Annotated in this window: 24 protein-coding genes and 1 pseudogene; 16 read left to right on the top strand and 9 right to left on the bottom strand. The window is 31.1% G+C overall.

The genetic code is table 11. The features are described 5' to 3' along the window. Positions 1-26 precede the first annotated feature (26 nt). The 8 genes from B4E59_RS08620 to B4E59_RS08590 form a co-directional block, all read right to left on the bottom strand. Positions 27-1,277 (bottom strand): glycoside hydrolase family 2 TIM barrel-domain containing protein, encoded by a 1,251-nt coding sequence (locus B4E59_RS08620; protein ID WP_291049132.1) that lies wholly within the window; start codon positions 1,275-1,277, stop codon positions 27-29. A gap of 42 nt (positions 1,278-1,319) precedes the next feature. Continuing rightward, the gene (locus tag B4E59_RS14675) at positions 1,320-1,577 is read right to left on the bottom strand and encodes a hypothetical protein (protein WP_409410631.1); all 258 of its coding nucleotides are present in this window, start codon (positions 1,575-1,577) and stop codon (positions 1,320-1,322) included. 56 nt (positions 1,578-1,633) lie between these two features. Further along, positions 1,634-2,245 (bottom strand): glycoside hydrolase family 2 protein, encoded by a 612-nt coding sequence (locus B4E59_RS08615; RefSeq protein WP_286495215.1) that lies wholly within the window; start codon positions 2,243-2,245, stop codon positions 1,634-1,636. A gap of 101 nt (positions 2,246-2,346) precedes the next feature. Continuing rightward, positions 2,347-3,426 (bottom strand): peptidylprolyl isomerase, encoded by a 1,080-nt coding sequence (locus tag B4E59_RS08610; protein ID WP_291049136.1) that lies wholly within the window; start codon positions 3,424-3,426, stop codon positions 2,347-2,349. 25 nt (positions 3,427-3,451) lie between these two features. After that, the gene (locus B4E59_RS08605; protein WP_115000909.1) at positions 3,452-3,979 is read right to left on the bottom strand and encodes an FKBP-type peptidyl-prolyl cis-trans isomerase; all 528 of its coding nucleotides are present in this window, start codon (positions 3,977-3,979) and stop codon (positions 3,452-3,454) included. Continuing rightward, the gene (locus tag B4E59_RS08600; protein WP_125349263.1) at positions 3,979-5,004 is read right to left on the bottom strand and encodes a DHH family phosphoesterase; all 1,026 of its coding nucleotides are present in this window, start codon (positions 5,002-5,004) and stop codon (positions 3,979-3,981) included. Before B4E59_RS08600 ends, B4E59_RS08605 begins: the two co-directional genes overlap by 1 nt. Before the next feature lie 98 nt (positions 5,005-5,102). Next, positions 5,103-5,933: a DUF2705 family protein gene (locus B4E59_RS08595; protein WP_221856259.1), complete on the bottom strand. Its 831-nt coding sequence runs from the start codon at positions 5,931-5,933 to the stop codon at positions 5,103-5,105. 1 nt (position 5,934) lies between these two features. Next, positions 5,935-6,831: an ABC transporter ATP-binding protein gene (locus B4E59_RS08590; protein WP_221856261.1), complete on the bottom strand. Its 897-nt coding sequence runs from the start codon at positions 6,829-6,831 to the stop codon at positions 5,935-5,937. Positions 6,832-6,905: 74 nt separating this feature from the next. Here B4E59_RS08590 and B4E59_RS08585 point away from each other — a divergent pair, with 74 nt between their 5' ends. The 8 genes and pseudogenes from B4E59_RS08585 (at position 6,906) to B4E59_RS08550 (ending at position 14,324) form a co-directional block, all read left to right on the top strand. After that, positions 6,906-7,790, top strand: a complete 885-nt coding sequence (locus B4E59_RS08585) for a ChaN family lipoprotein (protein WP_221856264.1) — start codon at positions 6,906-6,908, stop codon at positions 7,788-7,790. Between the two features lie 82 nt (positions 7,791-7,872). Next, positions 7,873-9,241 (top strand): annotated as a pseudogene (locus tag B4E59_RS08580) (Gfo/Idh/MocA family protein). Beyond that, a complete protein-coding gene (locus tag B4E59_RS08575; protein WP_038331209.1) occupies positions 9,231-10,151 on the top strand; it encodes a nucleotidyltransferase family protein in 921 nt (306 codons plus the stop codon). The pseudogene B4E59_RS08580 and the gene B4E59_RS08575 overlap by 11 nt, the downstream one beginning before the upstream one ends. A 6-nt stretch (positions 10,152-10,157) precedes the next feature. Then, positions 10,158-11,189, top strand: a complete 1,032-nt coding sequence (locus B4E59_RS08570; protein ID WP_291052499.1) for a phosphotransferase enzyme family protein — start codon at positions 10,158-10,160, stop codon at positions 11,187-11,189. Then, positions 11,161-11,649 carry a GNAT family N-acetyltransferase gene (locus B4E59_RS08565; protein ID WP_115000896.1) on the top strand — a complete coding sequence of 163 codons (489 nt, stop codon included), beginning with the start codon at positions 11,161-11,163 and terminating at the stop codon, positions 11,647-11,649. The genes B4E59_RS08570 and B4E59_RS08565 overlap by 29 nt, the downstream gene beginning before the upstream one ends. Next, positions 11,646-12,743 (top strand): Nif3-like dinuclear metal center hexameric protein, encoded by a 1,098-nt coding sequence (locus B4E59_RS08560; RefSeq protein ID WP_409450445.1) that lies wholly within the window; start codon positions 11,646-11,648, stop codon positions 12,741-12,743. The genes B4E59_RS08565 and B4E59_RS08560 overlap by 4 nt, the downstream gene beginning before the upstream one ends. Positions 12,744-12,745: 2 nt before the next feature. Then, positions 12,746-13,531, top strand: coding sequence for a zinc ribbon domain-containing protein (locus B4E59_RS08555; RefSeq protein WP_115000894.1), 786 nt, complete (start codon positions 12,746-12,748; stop codon positions 13,529-13,531). A gap of 145 nt (positions 13,532-13,676) precedes the next feature. Continuing rightward, positions 13,677-14,324 carry a hypothetical protein gene (locus B4E59_RS08550; protein ID WP_125349271.1) on the top strand — a complete coding sequence of 216 codons (648 nt, stop codon included), beginning with the start codon at positions 13,677-13,679 and terminating at the stop codon, positions 14,322-14,324. Positions 14,325-14,395: 71 nt separating this feature from the next. Here the strand turns inward: B4E59_RS08550 and B4E59_RS08545 are convergent, their stop codons facing one another. Continuing rightward, positions 14,396-15,730, bottom strand: coding sequence for an NAD(P)/FAD-dependent oxidoreductase (locus B4E59_RS08545; RefSeq protein ID WP_286495204.1), 1,335 nt, complete (start codon positions 15,728-15,730; stop codon positions 14,396-14,398). Between the two features lie 297 nt (positions 15,731-16,027). On the opposite strand from B4E59_RS08545, the gene B4E59_RS08540 reads away from it, so the two are divergent. The 8 genes from B4E59_RS08540 (at position 16,028) to arfB (ending at position 25,347) form a co-directional block, all read left to right on the top strand. Then, entirely contained in the window at positions 16,028-17,107 is a 1,080-nt protein-coding gene (locus tag B4E59_RS08540; RefSeq protein ID WP_291049159.1) for an NADH:flavin oxidoreductase/NADH oxidase, read from the top strand. A 3-nt stretch (positions 17,108-17,110) separates the two neighbouring features. Beyond that, positions 17,111-17,500 carry an SMU1112c/YaeR family gloxylase I-like metalloprotein gene (gene gloA2 / locus B4E59_RS08535; RefSeq protein WP_125349274.1) on the top strand — a complete coding sequence of 130 codons (390 nt, stop codon included), beginning with the start codon at positions 17,111-17,113 and terminating at the stop codon, positions 17,498-17,500. 8 nt (positions 17,501-17,508) lie between these two features. Beyond that, positions 17,509-18,663, top strand: coding sequence for an MFS transporter (locus B4E59_RS08530; RefSeq protein WP_286495202.1), 1,155 nt, complete (start codon positions 17,509-17,511; stop codon positions 18,661-18,663). A gap of 80 nt (positions 18,664-18,743) precedes the next feature. Continuing rightward, positions 18,744-19,538: a LytR/AlgR family response regulator transcription factor gene (locus tag B4E59_RS08525; RefSeq protein WP_221856275.1), complete on the top strand. Its 795-nt coding sequence runs from the start codon at positions 18,744-18,746 to the stop codon at positions 19,536-19,538. Then, positions 19,525-22,557 carry a sensor histidine kinase gene (locus tag B4E59_RS08520; protein WP_291052497.1) on the top strand — a complete coding sequence of 1,011 codons (3,033 nt, stop codon included), beginning with the start codon at positions 19,525-19,527 and terminating at the stop codon, positions 22,555-22,557. The genes B4E59_RS08525 and B4E59_RS08520 overlap by 14 nt, the downstream gene beginning before the upstream one ends. Before the next feature lie 261 nt (positions 22,558-22,818). Beyond that, positions 22,819-23,772 carry an aldo/keto reductase gene (locus tag B4E59_RS08515; RefSeq protein WP_286495199.1) on the top strand — a complete coding sequence of 318 codons (954 nt, stop codon included), beginning with the start codon at positions 22,819-22,821 and terminating at the stop codon, positions 23,770-23,772. Position 23,773: 1 nt separating this feature from the next. Further along, a complete protein-coding gene (locus tag B4E59_RS08510) occupies positions 23,774-24,955 on the top strand; it encodes an MFS transporter (RefSeq protein WP_286495198.1) in 1,182 nt (393 codons plus the stop codon). Then, positions 24,955-25,347, top strand: coding sequence for an alternative ribosome rescue aminoacyl-tRNA hydrolase ArfB (arfB, locus tag B4E59_RS08505; RefSeq protein ID WP_286495197.1), 393 nt, complete (start codon positions 24,955-24,957; stop codon positions 25,345-25,347). Before B4E59_RS08510 ends, arfB begins: the two co-directional genes overlap by 1 nt. Positions 25,348-25,428 lie beyond the last annotated feature (81 nt).

Genomic DNA, 25,428 nt, shown 5'->3' with positions numbered 1-25,428 from the left:
TATTTCAGGACGGGACATATTTCTCACTAAAGTCCAACATGAATATCTTTCGTAGTGGCTTCTTTTTGAGAAGTTTTATATTTTGAATCATAGTTCCAAATAATCTTATCTGAAATGGTTTTTCCATTAAGATTAGTTTCTGCAATGATTATGTTTTCACCTTTTTGCAATTGAACATTTTCAGCAACGAAATGAATCTTATTATAGCCATTTTTTACATTTTCAATCTTTTTACCATTTACAGTTAACGTTGGCGTTCCTTGATTAGAGAAGATTGTAACAGTTGTAAATTCATTTCCTCTATTTACCATTCTACGTTGCGTTAAATAAACAACAGGTTCTTTGCTCCAATTTGCTTTATACCAATAAAAAGGATCTTTTTTAATTTTTCGATCAAACGAAACCAAACCTTTGAAATTTCTTGGATTAACATTTAATCGTGTAATAGGCGTTGCAAAATCGAAAGTATTCCAAACATAAGATCCCAAAAATATTGGATGTTTTTCTATTGTTGCCCAATGAACAATATGAAATTTAGTTGCAAATTCTTCTGGAAAAAATGCAGGATCACTCCATTGATTTCCATAGTTCCCAGCAACTTCAACTTGATCTTCAGGTTTTGCTTCTGCGCCATATTCAGAGAAAATGATTTTGTAATCTTTGAATTTTTTCGAAATTTCATTCGCCCAAGTTTCAACATCTTCTTTGTCTGTCAAATTTTCTACTTCGCCATTGTACCATCCAAAATAATGATTAATTCCTTGTATATCCGCATTATTATTAACTGGATGATCGACCACATTATAACCACTTACTTGTACTGTATAACGATCAGAATCTTCTGTTTTAGCTAAGTCATTTAGCTTTGTTGTCAATTCGATGGTGTAATTATTTGGCGAATAAACTTCATTGTGTAATCCCCAAGTGTAAATAGATGGATGATTGTAATTTTGACGAATCAACTCTTTTAATTGTTGCATTGCATTATTTTCTTCCAAGGTTGTAACCTGATTCACAAACGGAATTTCTGCCCAAACAATCAATCCTAGACTATCACATTTCGAGTAAAAATAATCAGATTGTTGGTAATGAGCTAATCGAATAGAAGTTGCACCAATTTCTTTTATAATTGCTAAATCTTCATCGTGATCTTCATTTGATAAAGCCGAACCTTTTCCCCAGCGATCTTGATGTCTTGTCACGCCATAAAGCGGATATTTTTTGTCGTTTAAGAAGAAACCTTCGTTCGCTTTTAGTTCAAATTTACGAATACCCAAAGGTTGTGTTACTTCATCTAAAACTTGATTATTTTGTTTGATTTATGTCACTACTTTATATAAATATGGATCTTCTAATCCATTCCATAAATGTGGATTATTAACCTTAATATCTTGAATAATTTCTTGTCTTCCTTGTGGTGATAGAGTGTAAGGAGTGCTGATAGACTTTACAGTTTTATTGTTATGATCGATGATCGAAGTGAAAATTTCGATGTTATTTGTTTGAGCTGATTTATTATCAACTTTGACTTTAAGATGAATATCAGCCGATTTTTTACTAACATTTTTCTGAGAAATAAAAATTCCAGCCGAAGCAAAATCATTTACAGCAATATTGATAGGATCAGTAACAATTAACGAAACAGGACGATAAATTCCGCCATAAACAGGAATAAAACATGATTAACAGGAATAATTGCTGGATTTTCTTCGTTATTAGCTTTAACCAAAATTTCATTTTCTTGATCAAATTTTAACATTCCTGTCAATTCCAAAACAAAAGCAGAATATCCACCTTGATGACGACCTACAAAATTATAATTTCCGTTGTTTACATCACTTTGATAGCTTACTTTGTTCTTATTTTGAGTTGATTTTAAAGGAGAATTATTCATGTAAACTTCTGCATTTGCTCCAACACCTTCAAATTTGATAAAGATTCGTTTACCTTTCCAGTTTGTTTTTGGCGTAAAAGATTTTCTGTAATACGAATCACCCACATAAAAACGCTCGTTTGTACTATAAAAACCAGGTGTAACTTGGTTCGTTTGCATATCAGTTGCATTCCATGTATGTGGAACTTGAACCAATTGCCAATCGCCTTTGAAGATAGAATTGTAATTAATTTCTGCAGTGGTAAATGGCCCTTTTTTAAAGCTCCAATTAGAGTTGAAGTTTACTATTTCTCGTGCATTTACTATTTGTAAACCGATAAAGAGTAAAATTAGAGATGTTAAATTTTTCATGTGAGTTTTGATAAGCAGTAAAAATAGTAATTTCAAAAATGTAGGCAAAAAAGAAAGCCACTCGATTTGAGTGGCTTTTCTACTTATTTTGAATAGATAAATTATTTATCTAAAACTTCCATATCAAAATATAAAGTTGCATTTGGTGGTACAACACCTCCAGCACCTCTTGATCCGTAACCTAATTCGGCAGGGATAATTAAGAAAACTTTAGAACCTCTGTTGAACATTGTTAATGCTTCCATCCAACCTTGGATTAATCCTGTAACACCAACTGTTGCGTCTAGTGGTTGATTGCGATCGTAAGATGAATCTAATTTTTCACCATCGTTTAAACGTAAAGTATAATGTACTTGAATTGGATCTCCTTGCACAGGTTTTGCTCCGTTTCCTTCTTCTAAAATTACATATTTTAATCCAGAAGGAGTAGTTTGCGCTTTAGCCTCTAATTCTTTTTGACGAGCAATTTCAGCATCTTTTTCAGCTTTTGCTTTCGCTTCAGCTTCAGCTTGTTTTTTTGCATGATTTGCTTTTGCAGTTTCAAAAGCTTCTCCACCGTTATATTTGGCGTATTTATCACCTTTACGAGCGATTTCTACTTTCTCAATCACAACTGGAACAACTGGTTTGTCATCTCTTGTTTTTTCTACATTAGCAATAGAATCTACAACTTCTAAACCTTCTACAACTTGTCCAAAAACAGTGTGTTTACCGTCTAACCATGGAGTTGGAACCTCTGTAATGAAGAATTGAGACCCGTTTGTTGCTGGTCCTGAATTTGCCATAGATAAAACACCTTTTTTATCGTGTTTTAATGTTGCATGAAACTCATCTTCGAAATCGTAACCAGGTCCACCTGTACCTCTTCCGTCTGGATCACCACCTTGAATCATGAAATCTTTGATTACACGGTGAAAAATGATTCCATCATAAAAAGGAATTCCTTTTGCTTTTGCTTTATTTTCTTTTGTACCTTCTGCTAATCCTACAAAGTTAGCAACAGTCATTGGAGCTTCTTCTTCGTATAATTTGATTGTCATTGCACCATGATTTGTTGTCATTTTTGCATACAATCCGTCTTCTAAACTTTTAAATTCTTCTTTACTCATCGATTTTGGAATTTTAACGCCACAACTAACAAGAGTAGTGATGACAGTTAAGATTAATAATATTTTTCTCATTTTAACTTTACAGTCTTTGTGTTTATTAGTGTTTTTTTATTTTTAAAACTTTTACATCCATAATAATAGGCGAGTCTGGAGCAATTTTTTGTGTATCACCATAACCTCCATAAGCTAAAAACGAAGGTAATAATAATTTAGCAGTTTCACCTTCAGGAATTAATTGCAAACCAGCTTGTAAACCTCTCACAATATCAGCTTTTCCTAAAATTATTTTCTGAACTTTATTATCGTTAAACGAATATAAAATATTGTTTTCGAGATCAGTTACTTGATATTCAAATTCGATGTAGTCTCCATTATTTGCTGTAGAAGCTGTTCGTTGACCACTATTTGAAATCCAAAAGCCCGAACTCGTTTTAACAAATTTTAGGTCAGATGTTTTCATATAATCATCAAACCATTGTAATTCTTCTTGATGCAATAATTTTCCACGTTCTTGCGAACGTTTCATAAAATCGTCATTGGAATATGAAACGGGATATTGTATGACTTTTTGATCACAACTCATTAACGCAAAAACAGCGAAAGTGAATAAAATAACTTTTTTCATTAGATAACGATACTAGCTAATTTTTCTTGATATTCTGGTAAAAGGGATTGGAAATAAGCAATTGTTTCTTCCATATTCATATCCGAACGACCTCCAGAAGCATTCATATGACCGCCGCCATTGAAATGTTTGCGAGAGAATTCATTCACATCAAAATCACCTTTCGAACGTAACGAAATTTTAATGAAATTATGATGTGTGTCTTCAATAAAAATTACAGAAAAGATAAAATTTTCTACACTCAAACCATAATTTACAAAACCTTCTGTATCTCCTTTTTGAAAACCATTTGCTAGTAAATCTTCACGTTTTAAAAACATGAAAGCTGTTCGATATTCTGGTAAAAAAGTTAGATTATTTAGAGTTAATGATAATAACTTTAATCGTCCTTGTGTTTGTGAATCGTTTACATAAGAAGTAACTTTATCTACTTCTACACCTTTATCAATTAACTCTGCTACAATTCTATGCGTATCTGCCGATGTATTACGAAAACGGAATCCGCCTGTATCCGTCATTATTCCAGTATAAATACATTCAGCAATGCCTTTATCAATTTTATCTAAATCATTCATCGCTTCGATAAAATTATAAACCATTTGACAAGTCGCAGGCATTTCGATATCCGAATACATAAAATCAAATGTATCTGGTTCGCGGTGATGATCGATTAATATTTTTGGAGCTTTCGAACGTTCAACCCAGTTTCCTAAGTCATCAATTCGTTTTACAGTATTGAAATCTAAGATAAAAATCAACTCAGCTTGATGTATAATTGCTTCAGAAACTTTTGGTCGGTAATCTGCAATTACAATATCTTTTGCTGAAGGCATCCATTTTAGGAACTTCGGAAAATCGTTTGGTGAAACAATGTTACACGTATGTCCCAATTTATTCAAATAATGAAACATCGCCAATGTAGAACCTATCGCATCTCCATCAGGATTTTTGTGCGGTATAATTGCAATTTTCTTTGGGGTTGATTTTAACAGAGCTTTTAGCTCTTCGAAATTTGTCATTTGCATAGTTGCAAAGATAAACAAACAAGTGATATTGTAAATTGCTTTGAACAAGAAAACCTCCAAATTTGGAGGTTTTCTTGTTTTTATGAAATATTTATAATTTATAAATCTCTTTTTTTGATAATTAATAAGGATAAACCAAGAAATAAAATGATGTAGAAAACATTTGCAGCAAAATATTCCCATTGTACATGATCCGCAACAAATAATTTTCCTTCCATAATTGCTTTTTGTATATCTACAGAAGGATAATCAATTATTTTTCCGTTCGAGTTAAGTGGTAAATAATTAGTTAAGATTTTAATTTCATTAGGATTTTTTGGAGGATTTTTACCAAAACGAACTAAAAATTCAACAACTTTAGCAACAGATTCTATAATATTCAAAACAATTAAAGATAAAATCGCAAAAGCACTTTTCTTTAATAGGAATGATAAAAACATGGCGAATACAATATAAGCGAAGATTTCGACGAAATATCCTCCTAAGAATTCGATTCCGTTTACAAAATCAAACTTTTCGCTAAAAATAGAACCTAATGCAAAAACTAAAACGCCAACTAAAAGTGTAGAAATCAAAGTTATCACAACGTTCATCAAAACTTTTGTGTTTAAAAATTCAGTTTTAGATAAACCATCAATTGTATTTTGCTTGAAAGTTCCGAAAGAGTATTCGTTTGTAATATTATTAATAACAATAATAGCTAAAAAGAATTTTCCAAAACCAATTAACCACGTAATATTATGCCAAATTATAGGAAACTCTAATGCTCCCAATTTGATTAAATCAACTTCAATTTCATTCATATTTGGTTTGAAATTCGGTAACGTAATTCCCATTAACAGAATCATCACAAAATATAAAATGATGAAAATTCGCGTTCCTTTATTGTAGAATAATTTATTCCATTCTATGCTAAATAATCTTTTCATGTTAGTTCTGTTTTTGGATTAGTTGGAAAAATTGTTGTTCTAAAGATTCTTTACGTTTTACTAAATGATTCACGATAATTCCTTGTTCATAAAGCATTTTGTTAATTTCTGCTGGATCTTTCTCTTCTGATAAAACAGCAAAAAGTTTGTTGTTTTCTTTGGTAACTTTTGAAACGAATGAGAACGTTTTTAGTGTATATTCCAAACTTTCCATATTTTGCGCAGCAACTTCTATACTTCCAAAACTTGAATTCATTTGATCTACAGAACCCGCATAAAGCATTTTTCCTTGATTCAGAACCACTACATGCGAACATACTTTTTCGACTTCGTCTAATAAATGACTTGCTAGAATAATTGTAGTTCCTTGTTGAGCAATTTTAATAATCAATTCACGAATCTGAATAATTCCTTGTGGATCTAAACCATTAGTAGGTTCGTCTAAAATCAGCACTTCAGGATCATTTAATAACGCAGCCGCAATTGCCAAACGTTGTTTCATTCCCAACGAATATTGTTGAAATTTATCTTTTTTACGAGAAAGTAATCCAACTAATTCAAGTTTTTCGTCAATTTTTCCATAATTAACTTCTTTAATATCAGCAACAATTTCAAGATTTTTTTCTGCTGATAAATAAGGATAGAATTTTGGGCTTTCGATAATTGCACCAATTTTTTTTAATGAATCGTTATCTGGTTCTTGATCAAACCATTTCCACGAACCCGCTGTAGGATTGATTACATTAAGAATCATTCCTAATGTTGTCGATTTTCCACTTCCGTTTGGACCAAGTAATCCATAAACGTTTCCTTTTTCTACCGAAAAAGTGACATTGTTGACCGCTGTAAAACTGCCAAATTTTTTAGTAAGTTGATTAATTTCAAGAACTTTATTCATAGTAGTTGAATTTGTTTTCTTTATATGTAGAGTTTTTTGTTAATTTGTTACAATTTAGAATTAATTTAAATAACATGAGAACGATACTTTATACCTTATTAATTGTACTAACAATTCAGGCTAAAGCGCAAAACGGAAAAACTTATCAAATTTATAATCAACAAGAAAAGAAAGTTGATTTTGATAAAATGATTAAAGAATTAGCAAAATATGATGTTGTTTTATTTGGTGAACATCATAATAATGCGGTAAATCATTGGTTGCAATTGCAAACGACAAAAGAATTGTATAAGATAAAAGGAAAACAACTGATTCTTGGAGCAGAAATGTTCGAGCGTCATCAACAAAATGATTTAACGAATTATTTGAAAAGCAAAACGACGGATGATGAGTTTCAAAAGAGTACAAAGCTTTGGAATAATTACAAAACAGATTACAAACCGCTTGTTGATTTTGCGAAAGAAAAGAATTTAGATTTTGTAGCAACTAATGTAACGCGCAAATATGCTTCGTATGTCGCTAAGAATGGACTTGAAGCTTTGGATACAGTTCCAAATAATGAGAAAGCCTTTATTGCGAAACTTCCTATTACCATAGATTATGATGCACCTGGTTATCCTGAGATGATTAAAATGATGGGAGATCATGCTGGAGTGAAGGCAAAACAGTTTGTTGCAGCACAAGCTACAAAGGATGCAACAATGGCAGAATCAATTTTGAATAATTTGAAGAAAAATAATCTATTCATTCATTACAATGGTGATTATCATTCTAAAAATTATGGCGGAATTTATTGGTATTTGAAATATTTTCGACCTGAGCTCAAAATCGCCGTAATTGAAATTCTAGAAAGTGAAGATTTAAATGAAAAATTATCTGTAATTAAATCTAAAAACGAAAATGTTACTACGACAGAATTTATTATAGTATTTCCTAAGGATTCGCCTAAAACCTACTAATTTTACTTATAAGCAGAAAGTTTTATTGATTATTTTTCATATTTTGCATTTTAAAAAATAAAGCAAACAATTAAATACAACTATGGACAGAAGAAATTTTATTAAATCGACTGCTGCAGCATCTACGGTAGCATTAGTATCACCAGATTCATTATTTGATTTTTCATCAAAAATTGATAAGGTGAAAGTAGGAATTGTTGGCTGTGGAATGAGAGGGCAGGTACATTTAGATGAGTTATTAAAAAGAAATGATGTAGAAGTTGTTGGGATCGCTGAACCAGATCAACGAATGATTGATCGTTCAAACAAAATTTTTGCAAAACATAATAAAAAACCTGTAGAGTATTTTAAAGGTTTAGATGGATATAAAAAATTATATAAGAATAAAGAAATGCATGCTGTAATTATAGCTACGCCATGGGAATTTCACGCTGAGCAAACAATTGCAGCAATGAATGCGGGTAAAATTGTAGGTTTAGAAGTGTGTGGAGCGATGAATTTACAAGAATGTTGGGATTACGTAGATACATACGAAAAAACGAAAGTTCCTGTATTCATGATGGAGAATGTTTGTTACCGTCGCGATGTTATGGCTGTAATGAATATGGTTCGTAAAGGAATGTTTGGTCAAATTGTTCATGGACAAGGTGGTTACCAACACGATTTAAGAAATGTATTATTTAATGATGGTAAACAACCTTATGGTGGTGGAGTTGAATTTGGAGACAAAGGTTTCTCTGAAGCTGCTTGGCGTACAAATCATTATGTAAAACGTAATGCAGAATTATATCCAACGCATGGTTTAGGACCAATCGGTACAATGATGGATGTTAACCGTGGAAATAGAATTACACATTTAACTTCTATGGCTTCTCAACAAGCTGGTTTAACTGATTATATCGTGAAGAATGGAGGTGTAGATCATCCAAATGCAAAAGTTAAATTCAAACAAGGAGATATCGTTCAAACAATGTTAAAATGTGAAAACGGAGAAACAATCTTATTAACGCACGATACATCTTTACAGCGTCCATAACTTAGGTTTCCGTATTCAAGGAACTGATGGTATTTGGCAAGATATCGGTTCAGGAGGATTTAGTCAAGGTTTCATTTATTTCGAAGATGAAATGAAACATTCTCACAAATGGGCAAGTTCAGAAGATCATTTAAAAACTTACGATCATCCATATTGGAAAAAATACGAAACTCAGGCAGAAGGTGCTGGGCACGGAGGAATGGATTTCTTCTTAATGAATGATTTTATCGAATGTATTAAAGCAAACAAAGAATTCCCATTCGATGTATATGATTTAGCAACTTGGTATGCAGTAACACCATTAAGTGAAAAATCTATCGAAGGAAATGGTACTTCTCAAGAAATGCCAGACTTTACAAGAGGAAAATATAAAACAAGAAAACCAGTTTTTGGTACAGAAGATTATGGATTCTAAAACCTTATCATTAGTCATTTTAGCAGGTGGAATGGGAAGCCGCTACAAAGGACAAAAACAAATTGATCCAATTGGACCAAGTAAAGAAACGTTGATGGAATATTCAATTTTCGATGCTTTTTCTTGCGGAATAAAACATTTTGTATTCATTATTAATGAACAATTTAATGCAGAAACTAAAAAATATTTTCAAAATTTAATTGAAAAAAATGGAGGTAAAGTAGAATTTGTTCTTCAAACGACGTATACATCTGTTCCGAGAGGAATTTATGATACAATAGAAAAACGTGAAAAACCTTGGGGAACTGGACATGCGTTAATGATTACAAAAAATCATTTAAACAATCCATTTATTGTAATTAATGCAGATGATTTTTATGGTCGTAAAGCATTTGAAAAAGCAAGTGAATTGGTTCAAAACGAAAAAATCACTGCAAATACTTATGGTATGGTTGCGTACAAATTGGCCAATACGATTAGCGAAAATGGTTCTGTTTCTCGCGGAGTATGTACTGTAACTAACGGTCATTTGGAGAATGTTGTAGAACGTACAAATATCTATTCTAACGAAAATGGAGAAATTGTTTTCGAAGAAGATGATAACGTTTTACCATTAGATGGAGATACGGCTGTATCGATGAATTTCTTTGTTTTACATCCTTCTATTTTCAGAAAATTAGAAGATAAATTTGAGGAATTTCTTCACGAAAATGCTTCTCAATTGAAAGCAGAATTTTTCTTGCCGAAAGTTGTAAATGATATGATCAAAGAAGATCAATTGGAAGTGATTGTAGAAAAATCGGATGACAATTGGTTCGGAATGACTTATCCAGAAGATAGAGAAGTTGTAGTAAATTCTATTCACAATTTAATCAATGATCAAAAATATCCAAATTCTCTTTGGACATAAAATATAATGGAGAAAATATTAAAACATTATTTCGAAAATATAGATCAAGTTAGTATTAATCCAATCAGTTCTGGTTGGATTAATTCTACTTATGAAGTTGAGTATGAAGGAAAAAAATATATTTTACAAAAAATAAACACGCACGTTTTTCCTCAACCAGAAGTAATTTCGAACAATATTGACATCATTTCTAGCCATCTAAAAGCAAAGAATTATCAAAATTCGGTAATCGAAATTGTAAAAGATTTGCAAGGAAATTTATTAGCAAAAGAAGATAGAGAAACTTGGAGAATGACTTCTTTTATTCCAAATTCTATTTGTTTTGAGAAAGTGGAATCTGCGGAACAAGCGTATGAAGCGGCGAAAACAATTAGTGAATTTCATTCGTATTTGTTAGATGTTAATGTTGATGAAATTTATCCTTCGATTGTCGGGTTTTTAGATTATCATAAACGTGTAAATGATTTCAAAAATGCATTGAAAAATGCTTCAACAGAGCGTTTAGAAGAAACGAAAGAAGAAGTTGCTTATATTTTGGATAATCTGTATCAAGTTGAAAAGTATTTAGAAATAGATTTCCCAAAGCGTGTCGTTCATGCTGATGCTAAAATCAGTAATTTCTTATTTAATAATGATAATCATTCGCAAGCAATCGCTGTGATAGACTGGGATACAATAATGCCAGGGAATATTTTGTGCGATTTTGGAGATATGATTCGTACATACGCAAACCTGAAAGCTGAAGACGATCCTAATCCTGAAAAATTGTTTGAACCTGATTATTATAAAGCGGTTAAAAATGGGTTTTTAGAACATTTAAAATATGATTTACAACCAATAGAGATCGAAAATATGGATTTTGTTGCGTATATTGTGATTTATATTCAGGCGGTTAGATTTTTGGCAGATTATTTAGAAAACGATATTTATTATTCGATTTCTTATCCAAAACAAAATCTAAATCGTACGATTAATCAAATCAATTTATTAAAAGCATTAACAAAATTTCATGAAGAAAATTCGGTTCGAAAAATATAAACCTACAGATTTTAATAACTTTTTTAAACTTGTTCAGGACGACGAAGTGATGAAATATATCTCTGGAAAAGGTTTGAATGAAGAGCAAGCAAATCACAAATTTACATCAATCTTAGAAAAAGGTAGCGTTAACGAAAACCTTGGTTTTTTTAAGGTTTATGACGAAAACGACACACTTTTAGGTGATTGTAAATTGGTGTATAACAAACATATCGAAAATTCACTTGAAATAGGTTATTTATTGAAAAAAGAATTTTGGAGAAAAGGTTTTGGATCAATGATTTGCGAACATTTATTAGCAGAATCAAAAGAAAAATTTCCTGATTTGCAAGTAATGGCTGTCATCGATCCTGATAATGTTGCTTCAAGAAAGTTGTTAGAAAAGTTTAATTTTGAATCGTATTGGAAAGGCATCGAAAATGATTTGCCTACAGAAAAATTGCTTTTAAAAGAGAAATGATACGAGTAAAAGATGTCGCTTTGGCGATGGAAGAAATAGCGCCTTTGGCGTATGCAGAGGATTTTGACAATGTTGGATTGCTAGTTGGTGATTACAATAATGAGGTAACAGAGATCTTGGTAACGTTGGACACAACACCAGAAGTTGTGGAAGAAGCGATTGAGAAAAATTGTAATTTGATTGTGAGTTTTCATCCAATTATTTTTTCTGGTTTAAAGAAATTGAACGGAAAAAATTATGTTGAAAAAGCTGTGATGACAGCAATCAAAAATGGAATTAATATTTATGCAACGCATACAGCTTTAGATAATTCGAAAGTTGGAGTTAATTTCAAAATTTCTGAACAATTAGCTTTATTGAATACGAAAATTCTTATTCCAAAATTGCAAACTATCAAACAATTAATTACCTATGTACCAACAGAACATGCTGAGCAATTGAAATTTGCGTTGTATGAAGCGGGTGCAGGAAAAATTGGGAATTATGATTCGTGTGGTTTTGCGATAGAAGGCGAAGGAAATTATCGACCAACTGCTGGTGCAAATCCGTTTAATGGCGAAATAGGGAAATTGGAAGCAGTAAACGAAACGCGAATAGAGGTTATTGTTCCGCAACATTTGGAAGGTGATGTGATGAATGCTTTGTTCAAAAATCATCCGTACGAAGAAGTTGCTTATTCTGTTATTTCGTTGAATAATCAAAATAATTATATTGGAATTGGAATGATTGGAGAGTTGGAAAATGAAATGGAAGAACTCGATTTTTTCAATTATCTAAAAACTCAAATGAATACACCCGTTATTCGTCACTCGAAATTATTAAACAAAAAAATAAAGAAGGTTGCTGTACTTGGAGGTTCTGGCGCATTTGGAATAAAAAATGCAATTTCGGCTGGAGCGGACATTTATATCACGGCTGATTTGAAATATCACGATTTTTTTACAGCTGAAAATAAGCTTGTTTTGGCAGATATTGGACATTTTGAATCGGAACAGTTTACAAAAAACTTAATAACTTCGTATCTTAAAGAAAAATTTACTAATTTTGTGGTCTTTAATTCTGGAATTAATACCAATCCTGTTAATTATTGTTAACTATGTCTGAAACAAAAAATATCAAAGAACTAAGCGTAGAAGAAAAACTTCGCGCGTTATACGACTTGCAATTAATTGATTCACGTTTAGATGAAATCAGAAACACAAGAGGTGAATTACCTTTAGAAGTTGAAGATTTGAGCGACGATGTTGCACAATTAGAAACGAGAATCCAAAAAATAGTTGACGAAACTAAAGGTTTGGATGAAGAAATTAAATTGAAGAAAGAAGCAATCAAAAATGCTGAAGCTTTAATTAAAAAATACACGAAACAACAAGATAACGTACGAAACAATAGAGAATTTGATGCTTTAGCGAAAGAAGTAGAGTATCAAGGTTTGGAAATTGAGTTATCTGAGAAACGTATTCGTGAGTTTACAGTTAAAATTTCTCAAAAAAATGCACAAGTTGAAGAATTTAATGCAAAATTAAACTCAATGAAAGAGCATTTATCTCACAAACAAGCTGAGTTGGATACAATTGTAAAAGATACAGAAAAAGAAGAAAGTAATTTATTGAAATTATCTTCTGAATATTCTGCTAAAATCGAACAAAGATTATTAGACGCTTACAGCCGTATCAGAAATTCTGTGAAAAATGGTTTAGCTGTTGTTCCTGTACAACGTGGAGCTTCTGCGGGATCTTTCTTTACAATTCCACCACAAAGACAAATGGATATCGCTCAACGTAAAAAAATTATCGCTGACGAACATTCAGGACGTATCTTAGTTGATTTGGAATTAGCTTTAGAAGAGCAAGAAAAAATGGAAATCATTATCAAAGGATAATTTTCTTTGTTAAAAAATATTTTATTTAATATCAAAGTGTTACACGATTGTGTAACACTTTTTTTATGCTAAAACTAGTTGTTGTTATTTTTTAGCACGCTATTTGTAATACTGGCAATATAATTAGTTTGAAAATTTAGAAATTATGAAAAAAATTATATTTTTAGCAATGTTAGCTGTCTCGTCTATCTCATTAACATCTTGTGTGAATAATGATGATGGCTATTATGAACCTGAAATTGTTAATGTTGGACAAATCAATTATGATGGTGTATCATTTCCGCTTCGAAATGCAGTTGTTGCAGATATAAAAAAGGCTGATGGCGGATTTTATTATAGTGTAGAATTATCTACAAATCCAGTTCCTAAGAATGGTAAATTAAATGGAGCTTATTTGTATTTAGAAATTTTCCAAAGAGGTGATTTAAGTTTTAATGGATCTTACGTAACAGAAAATAATGATAGAGGATTGGATTATATCGAATATTATGAAGATCCTATAATGCAAAATTATGTGCCAGTTCTTAATTCTGGAACGTTTGCTTTGTTAGATACAGATTTTTCTTCTGGATCTATTAATCTAAAAAATTATTTTGACCCTTATAACAGAAGTTTATTATCTACAAACTTTGCATTGAGAGTTTCGAATGGTAAAACATTGACTGGTGATTTTGATGGATTATTTGATTTTATCCAATTATACAGCAAATCTGCTAAAGATGCTGTAAGTGCAAAATCTGCATCAACAGAAAGAGTAAAAACAGGAGTGAGAACACCTTCTGCAAGAAAATAAAATTTCAATTCATAGATACAAAAAACTCCGCTAAATATTTAGCGGAGTTTTTTATTGATATACTTTTTTGATTAAGCTTCTACTTCTTTATCACGATTCTTTGGAAAACGGCGATAACCTTTCAAATTAAATCTAAAATCTTTTTTCGTTGGACGAACAATAATACGTAATGATGAATCATTTGTAAAATAATTTTGAGCCCAATTAAAGAAAATAGCCAGTTTGTTGCGAACAGTCAAGATTAACATTAAGTGTAAGAACATCCATGTAAACCATGCCAAACGTCCAGAGAAAGAGAATTTAGGTAAGTCAACAACAGCTTTATGTTTTCCTATTGTAGCCATAGATCCTGGATCTTGATATTCAAATAAAGTTAATTTATCTTCTGATAAACCTTGTCCAATTTTATTGAAATTTTTGGCTAAATTCATAGCTTGATCCCCAGCAACACGTGCTAATTGAGGATGTCCATGAGGATATTTAGGTGTTTCCATACAAGAAATGTCACCAATAGCATATATGTTATCAGTTCCAATAATTTTACTTGTACGATCTACCTTAAAACGGTTACCTCTTTGTAACTCTTCTTGAGACACAGCTCCTTCAGGAATATTTCCTGTAACACCAGCAGACCAAATTAAATTTTTTGTTTTGATTGTGCGTCCGTCAGCTAAGGAAATAGTTTTTCCATCATAATCTGTAACTCGTCCTTCTGTCCAAATATGCACTCCCATATTTGTCAAATATTCGTGAGACTTTTTATGAGCTAAATCAGACATAGGTCCTAATAAATTAGGACTTCCTTCAATCAAATAAATATTCAATTTAGAGAAATCTAAATCTGGATAATCTTTTGGTAGAATGTGTTTTTTCATATGTGCAATTGCACCAGAAAGTTCTACTCCAGTTGGTCCACCACCAACAACAACAATGTTCAAAATTTCTTCTAATTCTTCTTCTGACTCAGCAGAATAAGCACTTTCAAAATTTGTTAACAATCTGTTTTTTAGCGTTAAAGCTTCGTTTGTGGATTTCATTGGGAATGATAATTCCTCAATTTGCTTATTACCAAAGAAATTTGTGGTACATCCCATGGCAATAACCAAATAATCGTAAGAAAAATCTCCGATTGTGGTTTCAACAATATTAGCTTCTTTTTTTATAGCTGTTACTTCAGCTAATCGTACGCTGACATTTTTACTTCCTTGAAATACTTTTCGTATAGGAAACGAAATATCACTAGCGTTTATTCCTGCTGTAGCAACTTGATAAAAAAGAGGTTGAAATTGATGATAGTTATAACGGTCAATAAGTGTAACAGAAAAGTGTGGGTTATTATTTAATTTACGGGCTAATTTAAGTCCAGCAAATCCAGCACCTAAAATGACAATCTTTTTCTTTTCCAAAATTCACTTTTTTGTAAAATTACGAACAAACTAAGAAACAATGAAAGATTTATTAAAAATTATTCTGAACCTTAGATATTTACTATGATATCGGATTGATTATTAGATTTTTTTAAATTTATGTTTTTTGTCAGTTTTAAATAAATTGTTAAAATTATTTGTGATTTCATGTATTTCTAAGCTTTTTTAATTTTGTTGAAAGATTAGAATTTAAACAATTTTTAAGCTGAATCGTTTTAAGAAATCAATCAAATTCACGAATTTTATTCCAAATTAATTAAGTCAAAAAAACAAGTAATGAGCAAATTATTTGAATCAATCAGTATAAATGAATCTATTTCATTAAAAAATAGAATTATTATGTCGCCAATGTGCCAATATTCTTCGGAAGATGGTTTTCCAAATGATTGGCATTTTCAACATTATGTTTCGCGTGCAGTTGGCAATGTTTCGGCGATTATACAAGAAGCTACCGCTGTTATTGCAGATGGTCGAATTTCGTATGGCGATTTAGGAATTTGGAAAGATGAACATATCGAAGTGTATCAAAAATTAACTTCCGAAATTAAAAAATACAATTGTGTTCCTGGGATTCAGTTAGCGCATGCAGGAAGAAAAGCAAGTACAGAAAAGCCTTGGTTGGGACACCATCAAATAAAATCTGACGAAAAAAATGGTTGGAAAACAGTTTCGAGTTCTAATTTACCTTTTAATGAATCGGATGAAATTCCACATCAATTAACAATTTCTGAAATTAAAGATGTTGTAAAAGAATGGGGAAAAGCAACTGAACGCGCGATAAAAGCTGGTTTTGAAATTTTAGAAATTCATGGTGCGCATGGATATTTGGTTCATCAATTTTTGTCGCCTTTAATCAATAATCGAACAGATGAATATGGTGGAAGTTTCGAGAATAGAATTCGTTTTGTGTTGGAAATTGTTGCTGAAATGCAAAAATATATTACAACTCAATCGCTTTGGGTTCGTTTGTCAGCTTCGGATTGGGCAGAAAATGGTTGGAATTTAGAAGAAACAATAGAATTGTGTAAGATTTTAAAACAAAATGGAGTAGAAGTGATTGATGTTTCGTCTGGAGGAGGAGTGAGTCATCAAAAGATTGATGTCAAAAAAAATTATCAAGTTCCATTCGCAAATGAAATTAAAAACCAAGTCGAAATCATTACTGGAGCTGTTGGATTAATTTTTGAGCCAAAACAAGCCGAAGAAATTCTTCAAAATGAAGAAGCAGATTTAATCTTTTTAGGAAGAGAATTATTACGCGATCCATATTTTGCATTACGTGCTGCAAAAGAGTTAGAAGAAGATATAAAGTGGTTGCCACAATATGAAAGAGCAAAAAATAATCATTACGCATAAATTATGTTAGCATTAAAAAAAATCCATCATATTGCAATCATTTGTTCGGATTATCAAAAATCAAAACATTTTTACACAGAAATTTTAGGATTCGAAATTGTGCAAGAAGTTTACCGAAAAGAACGTGATTCTTATAAATTAGATTTAGCTTTGCAAAATTATTACTGCATCGAATTATTTTCTTTTCCTAATCCACCAAAACGTGTTTCTCGACCAGAAGCTTCTGGATTGAGACATATTGCTTTTGCTGTGGAAAATATAGAAAATGAAGTAGAAAAATTAACGCAGTTGAATGTGATGGTAGAGCCAATTCGTGTGGATGAATACACGCAAAAGAAGTTTACTTTTTTTGAAGATCCCGACGGTTTGCCGATAGAATTATACGAAGAATAGAAGAATAAATGGTAAAAAAGAGTTTACTTGCCTTAGCAATGGGAGGTTTAGCCATCGGAATGACGGAATTTTCGATGATGGGAGTTTTAGAAGATTTTGCAAAAGATTTGAATATTTCAATTCCAACAGCAGGGAATTTTATATCAATGTATGCAATGGGCGTAATGGTTGGAGCTCCAACATTGATCATGGCTACAAGTAAATATTCGCCTAAAAAAGTATTAATCTTTTTTATGTTATTGTTTACCATTTTTAACTCACTTTTTGTTATCGCACCAAGTTATAATACCTTATTAATTGCTCGTTTTATGTCTGGTTTACCTCATGGAGCATTCTTCGGTGTAGGATCTGTTGTGGCAGCACAATTAGCAACAAAAGGAAAAGAAGCGCAAGCTATTTCGATTATGTTTGCGGGATTAACGTTTGCGAATTTAGTCGGAGTTCCATTAGGGACGAAATTAGGACAAGTTTTTTCGTGGCGATTAACGTTTGGGATTATTGCAAGTTTAGGATTAATCACAATGTTAGCGATTTCGCTTTGGGTTCCAAATCTTAAAAATACAAACAAAGGAAGTTTAGTAGAGCAATTAAGTTTCTTCAAAAAATGGGAAGCTTGGGTATTAATTGTGATGATTTCTATCGGAACTTCAGGATTATTTGCGTGGATAAGTTACATTTCTCCATTAATGACAAATGTGGCAGATTTACCCAAAACAAAAGTTCCAATTATTATGACCTTGATTGGTCTAGGAATGTTTGTAGGTAATTTTATAGGTGGAAAATTGGCAGATACCATGTCGCCAAATAAAGCTGCAATTATCTCATTTGCTTCGATGGCGATTTGTTTAGTGATTGTTTATTTCACTTCTCACATACAAATAATGGCTTATATTATGTCGTTTATTACGGGATTAATTGCGTTTACAATTGGTTCGCCAATTCAAATGATGTTGATTAATAACGGAAAAGGATCCGAAACTTTAGCCGCAGCAGCTGGTCAAGCAAGTTTTAATATCGGAAATGCTTTAGGTGCATTTTTAGGAGGAATTCCGATTGCAATGGGGTTAGGATTTAATTCGCAATTGTGGGTTGGCTTTATTATGGCTTCGGTAGGATCAATAATTGCAGCAATCTTTTTACAATTAAAATCGAAAAGAGTTTAAAAATATTACTTCAATCATAATCAAAGGATGTTCTACGGAGCATCCTTTTTTAGTTTATATTTGTAACAAATTAAACTCAAATGAATCATTACAAAGCTCTTATTATAGATGATGAACACTTTGCTCAACAAGGGTTAAAGAAAATTATTCAACATGCTTTGCCAGATTTTTTTGTTTCCATTGATACTGCAAATTCTGTAAAAGAAGGCGTTGAAAAAATTAAGGAAAATCAACCAGATATCGTTTTTTTGGATATTCACATGCCAGAGGAATTTGGGTTTAAATTATTTGATTATTTCGATGATATTACGTTTGATGTCATTTTCACAACAGCTCATTCAGACTATATTTTAGAAGCTGTAAATCAATGGGGATGTTTGGGTTATTTGATGAAACCTATTTCAATTTCTGATCTTAAAGTATTATTGAATCGTTTTGTAGAGCGTCAAAATCAAACAAAAATAACGAAAGAGATTATTAATATTGCAGATGATTTTGAAGATGAAGTAGAAACTGATAATCTGAAAGACGTTTTCAAAAATGAGCATGGAATTATATTTATTCCATCTATAACAGAGGTTTTGGTACTGAAAATTGAAAATATTATTTACTGTAAAGCAGATGATAGTTATTGTACAATTTTTACTGAAAAAGAGGCGTACATGGTAACTAAAACGCTGAAAGAGGTAGAAAATTTAATTGATCAAACCAATTTTTTCCGTGTCAATAGATCGTATTTGGTTAATATTAATTTTGCTAAAAAATTTGATAAACGAAACAATTTATTGATTCTGAATTGTCATCCAAAAGATGGTGAATCAAATCTTCCTGTAACTTCTTTGGGGTATAAAATTTTATCGAATGTGGTTGCGTAACTTCATTTTTTTACTTGTTTTATTTCATTGCTCTCATCAACTTTCTGCGCAATATGTTCTGACAAAACAATACACGTACGAAAATGGCTTGCCTGCCAATGAGATTTTGAGTGTTTACAAAGATTCTCGTAAAATCTTGTGGGTTGGAACTCGTTTTGGCGTATTTGTGAAAGACATGGACAATTTCAAAATGATGAAACGCTTCGAGAAAGTACAATACAATAATGTTTGGACAATAATAGAAGATAAGCAATATAATGTTTGGTTCGGAAGTTACGGACAAGGGATATTGAAATTTACTGGTCAACGTTTTGAACAAATTAATACAGCGAAAGGATTAGTTTCGGATCGTGTTCGAAATTTATTTTATTTAGATGATTTAATATATGTTGCTGCGCAAGGTGGCGTTTCGATTATTGATACAAAATCAAAGAAAATTTATAATCCTTCTTTTGAAAAAAATAACAATATTGTGTTCGAAGCGGTATCTTTTTTCGAATATCAAAACAAGGTTTATGTTGCAACAATAGATCATGGTGTTTATGAAGTTCATCGCGATAAGTTGAAGTTGGTCAATCCTTTCAATCGAATTAATTATAGTTTTTTGAATAATAATGATTTGTATTTGTCATCTTCTAAAGGTCTTAATATCATTTCGATAAACGATTTTTTGAATAAAAAATTGAATTTTAAAACCTACGATTTTCCAGTTTTTAGAAATCACAACATTTCAGATAAACGTCATTCTCTTTTATTAGCTGGTTACGAAACGGGTGCAGGAAATGGAATGGTTGCCGAATTAAAGGACAATAAAATAACAGATCAAACAGAAAATTTTAAAATCACTTCGGATTATCCATATCGAGTTTTTAGTAGTAAAACGGATGATTTAATTTATGTTGGAAGTGCTGATAAAGGACTTTTTGAAGTTCATTTTAATCATTTTTTAGATTTTTCAACGATTGATAATAAAAGAGTCATTGAAATTCTAAAAGTTGCGAATACACAATATTTTTTAACACCAGAAGGACTTTATTTTCAAGAGAATAATGTATTCAATAAGCAGATAAAGAGAAATGCTTTTTATCAATATATGCTTCGAAATAAGTCAAAATTCAAAGATTTTTTAAGTCAATCAAATAAAGATTTTTATGAAATTGATTTTGATTTGAAAGAAAAAAATCTTCGTTTTTATAAAATGATTATTCGTCATAATTCGTTTATTATAGCAACTAATTTAGGATTTTTCGAGTTAGATTTTAATGGAGAATTCAAAGATTATTTACCTAATCGAACAAGTCAATTTACATATTTTAATAATCAATTTATTCAGACAAATCCTTTTGGAGGAATTTTGGTTTTTGATGATCTGAATAATCTAAAATATCACGCATATTCAGCTACGCAAGCGAATGTTCCGAAAGATGTTGTTTCGATTTGTCAAAATAAAAAAGCTGTATTTTTTGGTTCTTCTTTGGATGGATTATTCAAGTATGAAAATGGAAATTTTATTTCTTATTTGCAAAATAATCAGTTTAATGAATCTAAAATTAAAATGATAAAATGCGTTGGAGATAATCAGTTGTTGGTTGCAACAGAATTTGCGAAAGTCTATATTTTAGAGGTAAAAGGAGATGAATTAATCACAAAAAAAGTAATCAATATTCGTGAAATTGGCGGGGAAAATATCAGTTCAATTGACATTTTTGGGAACTCAATTCTGATTGGAACCAATCGTAATTTACTCGTTTTCAATAATGGTAAAACATATATGATTGGTAATGAACAAGGTTTTGTAAATAAGGATATACATTCGTCTATTTTTGACGGAAAAACGGCTACAATTGGTGTTGAAAATGGATATTATAAGTTAAATCTTGAGAATTTATTAAAGCAAAAAAATCAGTCGAAAGAGATTATAATTACAAGTTTTAAAATTAATGATCAATCTTTTGGAATAGATAAATTTATGTGGTTTGATTTGATTGATAAAGATTTGAATTTAAAGAATAATGAGAATAATATTACATTAAATTTTGCTGTGGTTGATGCTAATTTTGCTCAAAGTTATAAGTACAGATATCGTGTAAATCCTGATGAAAAGTGGAACGAGTATTTTTATAACCCATCTATTTATTTGCGGAATATACCATATGGTAAATATCGTGTTCAATTAGAAATAACGGATACAAGCAATGGACAAAAACAAATTATTGATTTGGTTTCGTTGAATGTTGACGAACCTTTTTACTTGAATATTTATTTTATTTTGTTGTCAGTCTTAACTTTAGGATTGATTATTTATCGTTATAATACAAATAAAATCAAGACGTTAAATAAATTTAATCAATTAAAAATTAGTCAATTAAATGAAAAAAATACTCAAGAAAATCAACGTTTGCAATTAGAGCGGCAATTAACCGAAACGAAGTTAACAGCTTTACAATCGCAAATGAATCCGCATTTTATTTTCAATGTGCTGAATTCTATTCAGTTTTATATTTTGGATAATGATATTGATAATGCGTTAAATTCGTTGGGACGTTTTTCTCACTTGATTCGTCAGATGTTAAATCTTTCAACAAAAGATGAAATTAGTTTGAAAGACGAAATTGATTTTTTGAAATTATATGTTGAAGTTGAGAATTTTAGATGGAAAAATAAAATAGAATTTGATGTTCAAATTGATAGTCAATTGGATATTTATCGCATCAAAATTCCTCCAATGTTGATTCAACCAATTATCGAAAATTCTTTTGTTCACGCATTTGATCAAAATCATTTACAACCGATTATCAAATTGATTATTCGTGTAAAAATTGATTATTTAGAAATAATCATTGAAGATAATGGAAAGGGAAATACAACACAAATTACGCAAAATAAAACTCACGATTCGAAAGCACTTAAGATAGTTAATGAGCGTTTACAATTGCTTAATCGTAATATTGAAGAAAATATTTTTATAAATTTTCATGAAAAAGGAACAAAAGTTCGAATGATTTTGAAAGTTGATTAAAATTTCACCTGAATAAATTCACAATTCACCTTGCTGAAACGTGAATTAACGAAATCTGAACTCTATTTTAATGATAGATATTATTCAGTATATATATTTGTTGTATCGATTTCAAACTAAGTATTAAACTTTGATGCTTTGTTTTCTAAACCTATGAAGACACCATAAAAGTATCTTAAAAGTTACATTTTTCGACGTGTGAGTCAAAAAATTTTACAACAAGAAGCTACTGCAAAGTAGCTTTTTTTTATCTTTATCCCCATGAAAAATGTACAATTAGGAAATACAGATTTAGAAATAAAACCAATTTTTTTCGGAGGAAATGTTTTTGGTTGGACATTGAATGAAGAAGAATCTTTTCGAATTTTAGATGGATTTTTGGACAGAGGATTTAATGCGATAGACACTGCAAATAACTATTCGTATTGGGTGGAAGGTAATGTTGGAACAGAGTCTGAACGAATTATCGGAAATTGGTTAAAATCGAGAGGAGTGAGAGATCAAATTGTTTTGGCAACGAAAGTTGGTGGACGAAATATGATTCAAGATAAGCCAAATACTACAAAAGCTCATATCTTAAAAGAAGTAGAAGAATCACTTATCCGTTTACAAACAGATTATATCGACTTGTATCAAACTCATTATGATGATGTAAATACACCTGTAGAAGAAACTTTATCCGTTTATAATCAATTGATAAAAGAAGGAAAAGTGAGATTTATAGGAGCTTCTAATTTTTCTTCGGAGCGATTGATTGAATCGTTGGATAAATCAGAACTTTATAATTTGCCGCAATACAAAACCTTGCAACCTGAATATAATTTGTATGATCGTCAGCATTTTGAAGAATTTTTGCAACCTGTTGCTGAGAAATATAATTTAGCTGTTATCCCTTATTACAGTTTAGCGAGTGGTTTTTTATCAGGTAAATATAAAACTGAAGAAGATTTACAACAAAGTTTGCGCGGTAATGGAATCAAAAAGTATTTGAATGAAAGAGGATTCAAAATTTTGGACGCTTTACAAACTATTTCTACACGATATAATATTTCTTATTCGGCAGTTGCATTGGCTTGGTTAATGGATCAGAAAACTGTTGTAGCTCCCATTGCGAGTGCAACTAAGGAACAACATCTTGATGCTTTTGTAGAAGGTGTAAATGTGCAATTATCTCATGATGATGTTAAACTTTTGACTGAAGCAAGCGAATATTAGAATGGAAAATTTACAAATGAAACCCAAATTAACTCCAATCATTTTATGGATAATGATTATTGGGAGCGGTTTGGTTGTGGCAAATAATTATTACAATCAGCCATTATTGTCATTAATCGCTAAAGATTTTAATGTTTCCGAAAGTAAAGTTTCTAATATTGCAATGTTAACACAAATTGGATACGCTTGTGGATTGTTGTTTATTATTCCTTTAGGAGATTTACTGAAACGAAAACGAATGATCTTAATCGATTTTGTTTTTATAATCGCAGCTCTTTTGGGAATGTATTTTGCACCATCTGTAAGCTGGCTTTTTCCATTAAGTTTTCTAATCGGTTTCACCTCAGTTATTCCGCAAGTTTTTGTGCCAATGGCGGCTGAATTAGCTGAACCTCAAAAAAAAGCGCAAGCTGTCGGGATGGTTATGAGTGGTTTGCTTGTTGGTATTCTACTTTCTCGTGTTTTTAGTGGCTTTATTGGTGAATATTTAGGATGGCGAGAAGTTTATATGATAGGCGCAATTTTAATGTTTGTTCTATGGATTTTTATCTATATATTTTTACCAGAAATACAACCAAATTTCAAAGGAACTTATGGTAATTTGATGAAATCGATTGTAGATTTAGTAAAAAATCAACCACAATTAAGATTAGCTTCTTTTCGTGGAGCTACAGGTTTTGCAGCATTTAGTGCATTTTGGACAACATTGGTTTTTCACTTAGAAGAAGCACCATTTTTTGTTGGAAGCGATATTGCTGGTGCTTTTGGATTAATTGGAGCAGTAGGAGCATTAGCTGCTGCATTAGTTGGTAGAGTTTCAAAAGTTCTGTCAACATCAAAAATTATCTTTTATTCCATCATTACTATGCTAATTTCTTGGGGATTTTTCTATGAATTTGGCTATACATATTGGGGATTAATTGTTGGTGTAATTTTGATCGATTTAGGTTTACAGGCAATGCATGTTTCTAATCAAACCATTATTTTTGGATTAGATGCCAAAGCAGGAAATCGAGTGAATACAGTTTACATGACAAGCTATTTTATTGGTGGATCTTTAGGAACATTTATTGCAGCAAATGCGTGGGATAAATTTCAATGGAATGGAGTGGTTGCTGTTGGCGTTTTTTTTACTTTAATCTGTTTGATTTCTCATATTTTATTCAATAAAAATAATAAGTGATGAAAGATTTTTCTTATGAAATAACATATAAAACAGCGAGAAGTAGCGGTGCAGGAGGGCAAAATGTAAACAAGGTTGAAACGATGGTTTTAGCAAAATGGAACGTTGAAGTTTCCCAATTTTTTTCTGATGAAGAAAAAGCATTAATCACAGAAAAGCTAAAAAATAAGATTAATTCAGAAGGATTTTTACAAATCAATTCGCAAGAATCTCGCTCTCAATTGGACAATAAAGAATCTGCAACAAAGAAAATGTTAGAATTAGTTGAAAAAGCATTGATTATTCCAAAGTTTAGAAAAAAGACTAAACCTACTAAAGCTTCTCAGCAAAAAAGACTGAATCAAAAGAAACAACAAGCTGAGAAAAAAGACTGTCGTAGGTTTAAATTTTAGAACAATTAAATTCGATCAACTAAAAAAATTAATAAACTACATTGTATTGCTATAATCATTACTATGTAACGTCCTGAAAAA

The sequence above is a fragment of the Empedobacter sp. UBA2044 genome (assembly GCF_002333005.1).
Classification (GTDB): domain Bacteria; phylum Bacteroidota; class Bacteroidia; order Flavobacteriales; family Weeksellaceae; genus Empedobacter; species Empedobacter falsenii_B.
This window is presented reverse-complemented; position numbering and strand designations above follow the sequence as displayed.